Annotated in this window: 13 protein-coding genes; 6 read left to right on the forward strand and 7 right to left on the reverse strand. The window is 75.4% G+C overall.

The annotated features are described in order from the left end of the window. Positions 1-284 precede the first annotated feature (284 nt). The gene (locus N866_RS07250; protein WP_034224764.1) at positions 285-1238 is read right to left on the reverse strand and encodes a type IV toxin-antitoxin system AbiEi family antitoxin domain-containing protein; all 954 of its coding nucleotides are present in this window, start codon (positions 1236-1238) and stop codon (positions 285-287) included. 418 nt (positions 1239-1656) lie between these two features. On the opposite strand from N866_RS07250, the gene N866_RS07255 reads away from it, so the two are divergent. The 4 genes from N866_RS07255 to N866_RS07270 all read left to right on the forward strand — a co-directional run bounded on the left by N866_RS07255 (position 1657) and on the right by N866_RS07270 (position 4729). Continuing rightward, positions 1657-2571, forward strand: coding sequence for a DNA-3-methyladenine glycosylase family protein (locus N866_RS07255; protein WP_216699393.1), 915 nt, complete (start codon positions 1657-1659; stop codon positions 2569-2571). Positions 2572-2755: 184 nt separating this feature from the next. Beyond that, on the forward strand, positions 2756-3358 hold the full coding sequence (locus N866_RS07260) for a DUF6318 family protein (RefSeq protein ID WP_155855245.1): 603 nt from the start codon (positions 2756-2758) through the stop codon (positions 3356-3358). A gap of 416 nt (positions 3359-3774) precedes the next feature. Continuing rightward, the gene (locus N866_RS21330; protein WP_052022531.1) at positions 3775-4215 is read left to right on the forward strand and encodes a PKD domain-containing protein; all 441 of its coding nucleotides are present in this window, start codon (positions 3775-3777) and stop codon (positions 4213-4215) included. Between the two features lie 133 nt (positions 4216-4348). Beyond that, on the forward strand, positions 4349-4729 hold the full coding sequence (locus N866_RS07270) for a YciI family protein (protein ID WP_034224782.1): 381 nt from the start codon (positions 4349-4351) through the stop codon (positions 4727-4729). Between the two features lie 12 nt (positions 4730-4741). Here N866_RS07270 and N866_RS07275 read toward each other — a convergent pair whose 3' ends face one another. The 4 genes from N866_RS07275 to N866_RS07290 form a co-directional block, all read right to left on the reverse strand. Further along, a complete protein-coding gene (locus N866_RS07275) occupies positions 4742-5191 on the reverse strand; it encodes a nitroreductase family deazaflavin-dependent oxidoreductase (RefSeq protein ID WP_034224785.1) in 450 nt (149 codons plus the stop codon). Between the two features lie 150 nt (positions 5192-5341). Continuing rightward, a complete protein-coding gene (locus N866_RS07280) occupies positions 5342-5992 on the reverse strand; it encodes a response regulator transcription factor (RefSeq protein ID WP_034224788.1) in 651 nt (216 codons plus the stop codon). Between the two features lie 107 nt (positions 5993-6099). Next, positions 6100-7449 carry a sensor histidine kinase gene (locus N866_RS19815; protein WP_155855247.1) on the reverse strand — a complete coding sequence of 450 codons (1350 nt, stop codon included), beginning with the start codon at positions 7447-7449 and terminating at the stop codon, positions 6100-6102. 237 nt (positions 7450-7686) lie between these two features. Then, entirely contained in the window at positions 7687-8307 is a 621-nt protein-coding gene (locus N866_RS07290; protein ID WP_034224770.1) for an L-threonylcarbamoyladenylate synthase, read from the reverse strand. Positions 8308-8523: 216 nt separating this feature from the next. On the opposite strand from N866_RS07290, the gene N866_RS07295 reads away from it, so the two are divergent. Beyond that, positions 8524-9408 (forward strand): alpha/beta fold hydrolase, encoded by an 885-nt coding sequence (locus tag N866_RS07295; protein ID WP_034224773.1) that lies wholly within the window; start codon positions 8524-8526, stop codon positions 9406-9408. Here the strand turns inward: N866_RS07295 and N866_RS07300 are convergent. After that, positions 9405-10652: a trans-sulfuration enzyme family protein gene (locus N866_RS07300; protein WP_081802422.1), complete on the reverse strand. Its 1248-nt coding sequence runs from the start codon at positions 10650-10652 to the stop codon at positions 9405-9407. The genes N866_RS07295 and N866_RS07300 overlap by 4 nt on opposite strands. A gap of 98 nt (positions 10653-10750) precedes the next feature. On the opposite strand from N866_RS07300, the gene N866_RS07305 reads away from it, so the two are divergent. Further along, complete coding sequence (locus N866_RS07305) at positions 10751-11305, forward strand: Lrp/AsnC family transcriptional regulator (protein WP_245612419.1); 555 nt, start codon at positions 10751-10753, stop codon at positions 11303-11305. 41 nt (positions 11306-11346) lie between these two features. On the opposite strand, the gene N866_RS07310 is transcribed toward N866_RS07305, so the two are convergent. Beyond that, on the reverse strand, positions 11347-11988 hold a 642-nt coding region (locus N866_RS07310; RefSeq protein WP_052022533.1), incomplete at its 5' end, for an HNH endonuclease family protein.

Raw genomic sequence — 11988 nt, forward strand, 5'->3', positions numbered from 1 at the left:
TTCCTGTGCGCGTTGTCCTTCCCACCGATCGCCCGCTCGCAGCCGGCCCCCGCCGGCCCCCCGGCCGGCCTGATGGGATCGTGGTGACTCTCCCGCGCGTGACGCGGCAGACCCGCCACGATCCTCAGCGGCGGTCCCGGCGGGCGTCCTTTCCGCCGGTTTCGCGCGCTCGCCGCCGGCCCCACGGGCTCGCGGCGACTCCCCGCCTGTCGCGCGCCTGTCGCGGATCGCGGGTCGCCGGTCGCGGCGCGGTCTCGTGCCGGACAGCACCGGGCGGGAGGGGCTCAGGTCGCCGTGCGGACCGCGCACGTCGGACCGCAGGGCCGCGGATCGCCCCGCCATCCCCGCGACCGGAGCGCCCTGGCGACCTGGGCGGCCGTCCGGCAGGGCGTGACGCGGACGTGCTGCCAGCGATAGCGCAGGGTGATCTCGCCCCGCTCCAGAAGGACGGCGTTGTCCCGCCACGTGTCCGCGTCCGTCCGGCCACCCGGGTGAGCGAGCTGCCCGTCCAGCTCGACGCGCACGCCGCATCCCACGTACACGGCGTCGGCACGGATGGAACGCCCTCCGATCACCTGGGCGACCTGACGTGTCGACCGGGGCAAGCCGTGCCGCCGCTCGACGTCCCGGTGATAGCGGAGCTCCATCGCCGACTCGGCCCCGTCGACGACCTCACCCAGCAGCTCGATGACAAGGCCACGGTGCCGCGCCCGTGGTCGCCGTCCCAGGGCGCCGAGCACCTCCTCCGGGTGCGCGCCCGCGCGGACGGCAGCGGAGAGCAGGGCGACCGCGTCGTCCGTGCCGCGTGCGTGATCCAGCAGGTCGACGACGGTCGCCCCGCGGCTGGTCAGGTGGAGTCCCGCGCGCGCGGTCACCTCGAGCTCCCTGCGTCGGCGGACGACGACGCCCCGGTCCGTCGTGACCCGTCGGCCCCAGGGGACGGAGACCTCGACGAGTCGGGGCGCAGAGCCGACGAAGTCGTGGACGTAGGCCGCGGAGCGATGGCTCAGCGCGGCGCCCGTGCCGGCGAGGAGGAGTGCGGCCCGTGCCCTCGTCCGGAACGTCGACGGCCCGCCGTGCGTGAGGTAGACGCCACGCTGCACCCGTCGCCACTGTCCGGACGCGGCGCGACGCTCGACGGCGTCTGCGCTGACCCCGCGGTCCACGCACTGGGCGACGGTGACGACGCCGTCCTGTCGTCGGGCCAGGTCGTGGATCGGCGGCGGCAGGTTCTCCATGACGGCCGATCCGACCCCAGGTCCGGTCGCCTGTGCGCGGCGGGCCCTCCTGGCTGTGGATGGCCAGCCTTGCGCCGGTACAGGGACGGGCCGACCGGCGCGGCGCCGTCGGCGGATGAGCGGAGAGGTGCCTCCGGGAGGCGCGGTGATCCGGCTGACGTGGCGGCGATGCTGCTGGCGTGGCGTGGCGTGGCGTGGCGTGGCGTGGCGTGGCGTGGCGTCGCGCCGGCCGCCGGGGCGGTTCAGGTGCCAGGTGCGGAGCGTGGCGACTTTCCCGCGTCAGGTGCGGGAGATCTTCCCCGATCCTGCCCGGGGCTGCGGGGCTGCGGGGCTGCGGGGCTGCGGGGCTGCGGGGCTGCGGGGCTGGTGCTGTGCTCGGCGGTGTTGGCGTGTCAGGTGCTCGTGTGACGATGCCGTCGTGCCGACGCTCGCGACGACGCTCACCCTGAGCGCGCCCACCGACGTCCGGCGCACCCTGTCGCCCCTGCGACGCGGCCCGCGGGACCCGGCCTTCCAGCAGACGGTCGACAGCGCGCTGTGGCGGACCACGCGCGTCGCGTCCGGTGCGGCCACCGTCCGGGTCCGCCAGGTCGGCCCGTGCGAGGTCGAGGCCGCGGCCTGGGGTGACGGCGCCGACGAGGCCCTCGCGTCGGTCCCCGCGATGCTCGGCGACCTGGACGACTGCGCGGACTTCGACCCGCCGCACGGGCCGGTCCGCGACGCGCACCGCCGGCTCGCGCACGTCCGCATCGGCCGCACGGGGCTGGTCCTCGAGGCGCTCGTGCCGGCGGTCCTCGAGCAGCGCGTCATCACGCAGACCGCGCACGACGCCTGGCGCTACCTCCTGCTCCGCCACGGCGAGCCGGCACCGGGCCCGGCACCGCAGGGGATGCGCGTCCCGCCGTCGGCGCGGGGGTGGGCGCAGGTGCCGGTGTGGGACTTCCACCGCGCGGGCGTGGACCCGCAGCGGGCGCGGACGGTCGTCGCGGCCGCGCAGGTGGCCGGCCGGCTGGAGGAGGCGGTCGGGCGTGAGCCCGGCGAGGTGCATCGCCGTCTGCTCGCCGTGCCGGGCGTGGGGGCGTGGACGGTCGCCGAGACCGTGCAGCGGGCGATCGGCGACCCGGACGCCGTGTCCGTCGGCGACTACCACCTGCCCGGCCAGGTGGGCTGGGCGCTCGCGGGCGAGAAGGTCGACGACGACGGCATGCTCGCCCTCCTCGAGCCCTACCGCGGGCACCGCTACCGGGCGATCCGCTACCTGCTGCTCAGCGGACTGGGCCGGGTGCCGCGGCGCGGACCGCGGCTGGCCGTGGAGGACCACCGCACGCGCTGACGCGCATCGGAGGGCGCCATGTGGTCGGTCCGGCCGGGTGGTCCACAGCCCGGTCGGGGGCCTGCCGCGTGACGGTGCGGCGCACTAGGGTCACTGGACCATGAGACAGGGGGCGTTTCAGGTGGTCTCGCGCGTACTGGTCCAGGTGGTCCACCGCCGCCGACGGCGCGTGGAGGGGCTTCCCGTGCTGGTCGCGGTCGGTGTTGCCGTGGGAGCGGGGCTGCTGGCCGGTTGCTCAGAGCCGTCGGAGTCGGTGCCAACGCCGACGGCCGAGGCCAGCGAGCGCGCGTCGGTCGCCGCGCCCGGCCCGACGCCCGACCCGACCCCCGAAGCGAACCCCGAGCCGGTGCCGGAGCCGGTGCCGTCCCCGGAGATGGAGCGCGGCGGTGAGGCGGGCGCGATCGCGGCGGCGGAGTACTTCATGCGCCTGTCGGAGTACGCGTTCCTGACCGGGGACCTCGCCACCTGGAACGAGATCAGCACAACAGACTGCGGCTACTGCAACAACGTCAGGGAGCGCGTGGACCGGGTGTGGGGCGAAGGCGGCCGTATCAAGGGGGCTGCCCTTCGCGTCGGATCTCCGCGGGTCGACGCCGTGGACGACCAACTAGGCATCTACGCAGTCGCGGTCGACTACTTCGCAGCGCCCGCCCAGGAACTCGATGCCAGTGGCGCGTTGTTGAACGATCTACCGGGAGGAGAGGGAGTCTTCATCGTCGAGGTGGTGCTTGCCGCCGACGGATGGCGACTCATCGAAGCAGCGCGGCCTGCCCCAGAGGACACCTGATGAATGGGCAGCCATCGACCCGTCGTGTCCGTCAAGCTCCCGCGGTTCTCTTGATGGCGGCGGCCTTCACAGCTCCGTCGTTGCTGCAGGTTCCTGCGGCGTCAGCTGCCTCGTCCGACGACATCTACGGCAGCACCGAAGGCTCCGCGCTCGTCGTCACGGGCTCTCGGTCCAAGGAGGGGCCAGCGGAAGGTTCCGCGGTCAGCGCCCCCGCGTTCGAGTACCGACGCATGCAGGCATCTGGCTGTTCACTACGGCAGGTTGGACCCGCTCAGTCGTGCGACGGCACTCCTCTCGCGCTCGATCTTGCGTGCCCGGATGGCAGCCGGCGGATCGACCCGCTCTTCCGACGGCCCGTCAGCGGCGGGTCTTGGGAGACAGTGGACACCGGCTGCCCGGAGACGACCGAGGAGGCAGTGACGCTCTCCGTCGAGGAGTTCCGGCGTCTGCCGCTCGTCGCGTCGGTGCCGTCGATCCAGCCGGCCGACGGGCGCAACCTCGTCAACATGCCGCTGATCGTCTTCACGGACGGGAGACCGCAGCAGCTGGCCACGACGGTCCTCGGCGTGGCGGTCATCGTCCGGGCGACGCCCACGCAGTTCAGCTGGGAGTTCGGTGACGGGACGGCGCCGCTCGTGACGTCGGACCCGGGTGCGTCATACCCGGACCACACGGTGTCGCACCCGTACCCCCGGGAGGGCACCTACATCGTGCAGCTGACCACCACCTGGCGCGGGGAGTTCCAGGTCGCGGGGAGCTCGGTCTGGCAACCCGTCGACGGGACGGCCACGACGGTCTCCGATCCCTTCACCGTCACGGTCGAGGAAGCGGTCCCGCGGCTCGTCTCGCGCCCGTGACGACACCCCTCGGGGTGACGCGGCCGCCGTCGTCGGGCGATGATCGATGGACACGGGGACCGGCGCCGGACGAGGCGCGGGGCCGTGCTCGGACCGCAGGTGCGGGGGCGGGGAGGTGACCGCGGTGAGGTTCATGCTGCTGATGTCGTACGAGGAGATCCACGGGGTGCCGCCGATCGACCGGTGGGACAGGGCGGACATCGCCGCCCACGTGGCCTTCCAGCAGCGGCTGGGGCAGGAGCTCGCGAGCCGCGGGGAGCTCGTGGGCGGCGAAGGGCTCGCGCAGCCGCAGAACGCGAAGCTGGTCACCAGCGACGGGAAGAACCCGCCGGTGATCCGCGACTGGCCGTTCGAGGGCGACCGCCCGCACCTCGCGGGCTACTGGACCGTCGACGTCGAGAGCGAGGAGCGCGCGCTGCAGATCGCCGGACAGCTCTCCGCCGCGCCCGGACCCCACGGGACGCCGATCCGGCAGCCCATCGAGGTCCGCGCCGTCGTCGGCCCGGGCGGCTGACCAGCGCCCGACTCAGGACCCCGCGGTCTCCAGCGGGGTCAGCAGCAGCAGGGGGATGAGCCGCTCGGTGTTGCGCTGGTACTCGGCGTAGTCGGGCCAGACCTCGAGCGCCCGCGCCCACCACTCCTCGCGCTCTGCGCCCTCGAGCTCGTGGACGGCGCAGTCGTACCGCTGCGCGCCGTCCTGCACCTCGACGAACGGGCTGGTCAGGAAGTTGCGGTACCAGGCCGGGTGGTCCGGGGCGCCGCCCTTGGACGCGACCGCGAGGTACTGCCCGTCGTGCTCGACGCGCATGAGCGGCGTCTTGCGCAGCTTGCCCGACGACGCCCCGACGGACGTGTAGACGACGATCGGCACCCCCCGCAGGAGGTTCGCCTCGGTCCCGTCCGACGCCTCGTACTTCTCGGCCTGCTCGCGGGCCCAGTCGGACGGGCTCGGCGCGTACTCCCCGCTCAGTGGCATGTCGGGGACAACGGCGCGCGCCGCGGCGCGCATTCCCACCGGTGCCGCGGGCGCGCATTCCCGACTGCGCGGCGGGTGCGCGTTCCCGACTGCGCCGCGGGGCGCGTCCCTGACGACGGCGCCGCCCGCCTCCCGCGCGGGCGTGAGCGGTCAGCCCACGAGCCCCGACTCGTACGCGGCGATGACGAGCTGCACGCGGTCCCGCCGGCCGAGCTTGCGCAGCACTGCCGCGACGTGGGTCTTGACCGTCTGCTCGGTCACCCACAGCTCCGCCGCGACCTCCGCGTTCGACAGCCCGCGGGCCACCGCGAGCAGCACCTCGTGCTCGCGGGGCGTGAGCGCGTCGAGCCCGTCGACGGGCGTCCGGTCCGGGGTGCGCGTCGCGACGTCCTGCACCAGCCGGCGCGTGACGTTCGGCCCGAGGAGCATCGAGCCGTCGGCGACCGCGCGGACGCCCTCGACGAGCCGTGCCGCCGGCACGTCCTTGAGCAGGAACCCGCTCGCCCCGGCCTGGAGGGCGTCGTAGACGTACTCGTCGAGGTCGAAGGTCGTGAGGACGAGCACCCGCGTCGCCGGGTGGTCCCGCGTGATCCGCGCGGTCGCGGCGATCCCGTCCAGGACCGGCATGCGCACGTCGACGACGGCGACGTCGGGCGCGTGCGCCGCGACCGCCGCCAGGAGCTCGCGGCCGTCCGCGGCCGAGCCGACGACGGCGATGTCGGGCGCCGCGTCGAGGATGGCCGCGAAGCCGTGCCGCACCACGGGCTGGTCGTCGGCCACGACGACGCGGATCGGCGCCAGCGCCGACCGCTCCGCCCCGAGGCTTGCGCCCGCGCCGGCGTCGAGAGCCCCCTCCTCGCCGTCACCCGCCCCGGAGCTCCCGCCGACCTCGTCGGAACCGCGGGGCGTCACGGGGCACCCCCGCCCAGCGGCACCCGGACGTCCACGGCGAGCAGGCCGCCGTCGACCGTCACCGCGAGCGTCCCGCCCAGGGCCTCCGTGCGCTCGCGCATCCCGAGCAGCCCGCGGCCGGGCACGACCGTCGTCGCGGAGGACGGGTTCGCGGCGCGCAGGCGCGCGACGCCGTCGGCGACCTCGACCTGCAGCTCGACGACGGCACCGGGGGCGTGGCGTCGCGCGTTCGTCAGGGCCTCCTGCGCCGCGCGGTACAGGACGTAGCCGGGGGCGGGCGGCACGTCCGTCGGTCCCGTCCACGTGAACCGCACGTCCTGGCCGGCCGACCGGGCCTGCTCCACCAGCCCGGCGATCTCCCCTGCGCCCGGCTGGGGAGCGCGCTCGGCGCCCGACGTGTCCGAGCGCTGCAGGACCACGAGCACCTGCCGCAGCTCGTCGAGCGCGCCGCGGGCGTCCGTCGCGATGTCGGCGAGGACGTCCCGCGCCACGGGGTCCAGGTCGGGGTGCACGTAGGGCGCGCTCTCCGCGCGGACGGCGACCAGCGAGACGTGGTGCGCGACGACGTCGTGCAGGTCCCGGGCCACGCGCGCCCGCTCCGCGGCGACGGACTCGGTCTCCAGCGCCCGGCGGGTGTCCTCGGCCGCCCGGGCGTCCTGCCGGCGCGCGTACCGCACCGCCCCGACGGCCCCGGCGACGGCGACGACGGCGGTTGCTGCCGTCGTGGCGATGGCGAAGAGCGCCCAGGGGCTGACGCCCGAGGACGCGTCGGCCGAGGCCGCGGGCACCAGCGTGGCGCCGATGACGGCGGGCACCTCGAGGAACGCGTGCACCGCCCCGGCGCCGAGGGTCAGGAGCATGGGCAGCGGGGCCAGCGGCGAGCGGTCGTACGCGGCGAAGGCGGCCACGACGACGAGTCCCAGCCACCAGCCGGCCTCGAACGAGCCGAGGAGCGGCACGAACGCGAAGGGCAGGGCGGCGAGGAGGCTCGCGACGACGCGGTTCCGCCGGCCGAGCAGGACCGCCAGGACGACGCTGGCGCGGGCGAGCCAGACGAGGAGCGTGCCGGGTCCGGTGGCCACCCAGGCAGCAGCCGGCTCCAGGACGACCTCGACCGGTGTGCGGACCATCAGGACGGCGGCCATGGTCCCGATCGTGACGGGCCACTGCATGCGGGGCCGGGCGGCGTCGTCGGCAGCGGCGGTGCCGGACGGTGCGCCCGGTGCCGGGCCGGACGGTGTGCCGGGCGCGGTGCAGGGCGGTGCGCCCGGTGCCGCGCCCTGGCGGGCTGTTCGAGCCGGGCCGTCGCCGGTGCTGGTCATGGAGGTCCCCTGCGTCGAAGCCATGGCTCGATCCTGGCGGAAGGCGGTGGGCAGCCACGAGCCCCGCAGGGATGGTCCGGTCTCACCCTCGCGAGGGAGACGTACGCGTCCCGCGGCGGCCGCACTGGGGAGGATCGCCCGCGTCTGGCGCGGCAAGGTCTCCCCGATGGGCCGCTCACCGGGGGCGGCTCACCGGGGGCGGCGCTGCCAGGGGCAGGGGCGGCGGGTCGAGGGCCGGTGCGCGGGGGCGCCGGAGACCCGTCAGGCGAAGCGGCTCGGGTCGCCCGCGCCCTCGCGCACGACCTCCGGGTAACCCTCGGACCAGTCGACGACCGTCGTCGGCTCGGTGCCCGTGTCCCCGCCGTCGAGGACCGCGTCGACCAGGTGGTGCAGCTCCTCCTTGATGAGCCAGCCCTCCGTCATCGGCTCCTCGTGGCCGGGCAGGAGCAGCGTCGAGGACAGCAGCGGCTCCCCGAGCTCGCGCACGAGGGCCTGCGCGACCCGGTTGTCCGGGATCCGCACGCCGACGGTCTTCTTCTTCGGGTGCGCGAGGCGCCGCGGCACCTCCTTGGTCGCCGGGAGGATGAACGTGTACGGACCCGGGGTCGCGGCCTTGATCGACCGGAACGCCGCGTTGTCGAGGTGCACGAACTGCCCCAGCTGCGCGAAGTCGCTGCACACCAGCGTGAAGTGGTGCTTGTCGCCGAGGTGCCGGATCCGCCGGATGCGCTCGGCGGCGGTCGTGCTGTCCATCCGCGCCCCGAACGCGTAGCAGGAGTCCGTCGGGTAGGCGACGAGCGCGTCGTCCCGCAGCATCGCCACGACCTGCGCGATGGTGCGCGGCTGCGGGTCGTGCGGGTGGACGTCCAGGTAGCGGGCCATCTCCCGAGGCTATGCCGTTGATCAGCGACCGGCCACGGCTCTCGGTCGGGGTCACGTCCGTCGGCGGCTGCTGGTGGCTCCCGGGACGAGCTGTTGACCACCGGGGGAGCGCCGGGTGACCGGAGGCGCCGTCGTCCTCGGGACGTTCTGCCCTCGACCGGTGCGGGGCCCGCGTCGCGATGCTGGGAGGAGGCGCGACGACGCGCCCTGGACGAGGTGAGGACCACGAGCATCGAGCACCGTCGCACCGCCCACTACCGGACCCCCGAGCTGCAGACGGGGACGTTCGCGAACGGGATGTCGTACGGCGCGTGGGGCGCCGGACCGAAGAACCTGCTGTGGATGCCGGGCGGGCCCGGGGGGAGCGTGCCCACCGGGTCGATGTACCGCGCGATGACGCGCCTCTTCCGCCCCCTGACCGACGACGGCTACCGCATCTGGTGGGTGCTGCGGCGCACGGACATCCCCGAGGGGCACACCGTCGCGGACATGGCCGACGACTACGCCGCCGTCATCCGCGAGGAGTTCGGCGGGCGGGTCGACATCGCGGCCGGCGTCTCCTACGGCGGCATGATCGGGCAGTACCTGGCCGCCCGGCACCCCGAGACCTTCGGCACCGTCGCGCTGGTGGCCGCCGCGTGGCGGGCCAGCGCGTGGGCGGTCGAGGTCGACCGGCGGCTCGCGGAGGCGACGGCGCGTGGGGAGGCGGCCGGGGTGGCCGAGGCGATGGCGTCCTACGTCCTGCCGGACGAGCGGCTGACGCGGCCGCGGCGCCTCCTCGCCCCCGCGCTCGCCCGGATGGTGGGCCGCGACCTCCAGGCCGACGACGCCGCGCTGGTCGAGTGGCGCGCGGAGGCGGCGTTCGACGCCCGGCCGGTCCTCGGCGAGATCACCGTGCCGGTCCTGCTCCTCGCCGGCGACCGGGACCGCTGCTTCGAGCGCGAGACGGTCGTCGAGACGGCGGCGCTCATCCCGCACTGCACGCTCGTCTGGTACCGCGGCCGGGGCCACATGCGGACGGCGATGGACGCTCGCGTCGGGCGCGACATCCTCCAGTTCGCCCGCGCGAACGAGCGCGCGCGGGCGGCCCGGTCGGCCTAGTCCTCGGCGAGCGCCTGGGCGAGGTCCCGCTGCAGGTCGGCCGGGTCCTCGAGGCCGATCGACAGCCGCAGCAGGTCGGCGCCGGGCCGCGCGTCGGCGGGGACGGGCCGGTGGGTCAGCGCGGCGGGCAGCTGGACGAGCGAGTCCACCCCGCCGAGCGAGACCGCGTGCGTGAACAGGCGGACGCGCTCGGCCACGCGGGCCGCGGCGTCGTACCCGCCCACGAGGCGGATCGTGACCATCGCCCCGGGCCCGCGCATCTGCCGGCCGAGGAGCCCGGTCGGGTCCGTGCCCGGCAGCCCCGGGTAGAGCACCTCGGCGACGCCCGGCTGCCCCGCCAGCCAGCCCGCCATCTTCTCGGCGGACTCCTGCTGGGCCCGCATCCGGACCGGCAGCGTCGGCAGGCCGCGGTGCAGCAGGTACCCGGCGAGCGGGTGCAGGATCCCGCCGGTGACGGCACGCACCCGGCGCAGCGCCGCCGCCCAGCCCGCGTCCGTCGCGACCACCCCGCCGACGGCGTCGCCGTGGCCGCCGAGGTACTTCGTCGCGCTGTGCAGGACGAGCGTCGCGCCGTGGTCGGCGGGGTTCTGCAGGACCGGGGTCGCGAAGGTGTTGTCGACCAGCACCGGTCGCCCGGCGGCCGCGCGAACGACGGCGGCGATGTCGACCAGGTCAAGCGTCGGGTTGGCCGGGGTCTCGACCACCACGAGGCACGTGTCCGGCCGCACCGACGCGGCGACGCCGTCGGGCGAGCAGTACGTGGTCTCCGTGCCCAGGAGGCCCGAGCCGAGGAGGTGGTCCGTGCCGCCGTACAGAGGGCGGACCGCCACCACGTGCCGTCCGCCGCTCTCGGACTGCGCGGCGAGGACCGTCGCGGTGACGGCCGCCATGCCCGAGGCGAAGGCGACCGCCTCCTCGGTGTGCTCGAGAGCGGCCAGGCCCGCCTCGAAGCGTGCGACGGTCGGGTTCCACAGCCGGGCGTAGACGTGACCACCGGCCGTCGGGTGGCCGCCCGTCGCCATCGCCTCGTAGGCCTCGCCGCCCGCTTCCACGCCGGGTAGCGGGTTGGTGGAGGACAGGTCCAGCGGTGGGGCGTGGACGCCTGCGGCGGTGAGGTCGTCGCGGCCGGCGTGCACGGCGAGCGAGTCGAGGCCGAGCGCCGGGTGTGGCGTCGGGGCCGTCGGCGCGGCGGCAGGGGTCAGGTCGTGTGCAGTGCCGGCGTCGCTGTCGGCGTTCGGTCCCATCCTCGGATCGTCACGCCGTCCTGCGGTCAGACTCAAGATGGACCGCAGATCCCGATGGCCAGCGGCGCGAAGTCGCAGGATCCTGCATGATGCGGTGCGTGGACGAGCCGACGACGACGCAGGATCCGCGGCGCCGCACGTCGCGGTCGGGAGTCGGTGGCGCCGCCGTCGGCGGGGCGGTCCCGCCCGGGGCCGGGCTGGACCGGACGGACCTGCGGCTGCTCGCCGAGCTGGTCGAGAACGGGCGGCTGACGAACGCCGCGCTCGCGGCTCGCGTGGGCATCGCGGAGTCGACGTGCTCCCAGCGCGTGCGCGCGCTGCGGGAGTCCGGGGTCGTGCGGCGGTTCACGGCGGACGTCGACCCCGCGGCGCTGGGGCTCGGGATCCAGGCGGTCGTCAAGGTGCGGCTGGCGACCCACGGGCGCGACCACGTCCTGGCGTTCCACGCGATGGTGCAGCAGATCCCGGGCGTCCTGACGATCTTCCACGTCGCCGGGGAGGACGACTACCTCCTGCACGTGGCCGTGGACTCCGCCGCGGCCCTGCGCGACCTCGTCCTCGAGCACCTCAACGTCCACCCGACCGTGCGGCACACCGAGACCCAGCTCGTCTTCGAGGTGCTCCCGGGCGCGGGCATCCTGCCGCCCGGCTGACCTGCCTCCGCTGGACGGCCCGCTCGCGCGCGCACGTCGGCTCATCCCGCTCCCGGCACCTCCTCGAGGACGACGCACCGGTCCAGCTCGCGCGCGATCGCCTCCCGCTCCGCCGCGGTGACCCACAGCCCGTACGCGGCCTTGACCGTCGTCTGGGTCAGCACGTAGCGGCAGCGGAAGCCGCGGTGCGGGGGCAGCCAGGTCGCCGCGTCGGACGCGCCCTTCGCCTGGTTCAGGTCGCCGTCGACGGCCAGGAGGTTGGCCGGGTCGTTGGCGAACGCGACGCGCTGCTCGACGGACCACTGCTGCGCGCCCTTCTGCCAGGCGTCGGCGAGCGCGACCACGTGGTCGACCTGCACCTCGGCGCTGTGCTCCCCGCGCCGGAAGGCGATGACCTCGTCGCTGAACGGGTCCAGCAGGCGCCCGGCGAGCACGACGCAGCCGCCCGTCGCCGGGTCGGTCGTGACCTCCGTGAGGTCCCGCGCGAGCACGTCGTTGCGGGTGTCGCACCCGTCGGCGTCCACGTCGACCCAGCCGTCCCCGAACTCGGCGCGGTCGTAGCCCGTCCGCGGGGCGCGGCCCCTGACGGGCAGCGCGTCGAGCGCCGACCGCGCGGCGGCGAGCTCCTGCGCCGTGACCGCGACCACCGTGCCCGTCGGCTGCCGGGCGCCGAGCGGGTCCGG

This window comes from Actinotalea ferrariae CF5-4, from assembly GCF_000603945.1.
In the GTDB taxonomy this organism is placed as follows: domain Bacteria; phylum Actinomycetota; class Actinomycetes; order Actinomycetales; family Cellulomonadaceae; genus Actinotalea; species Actinotalea ferrariae.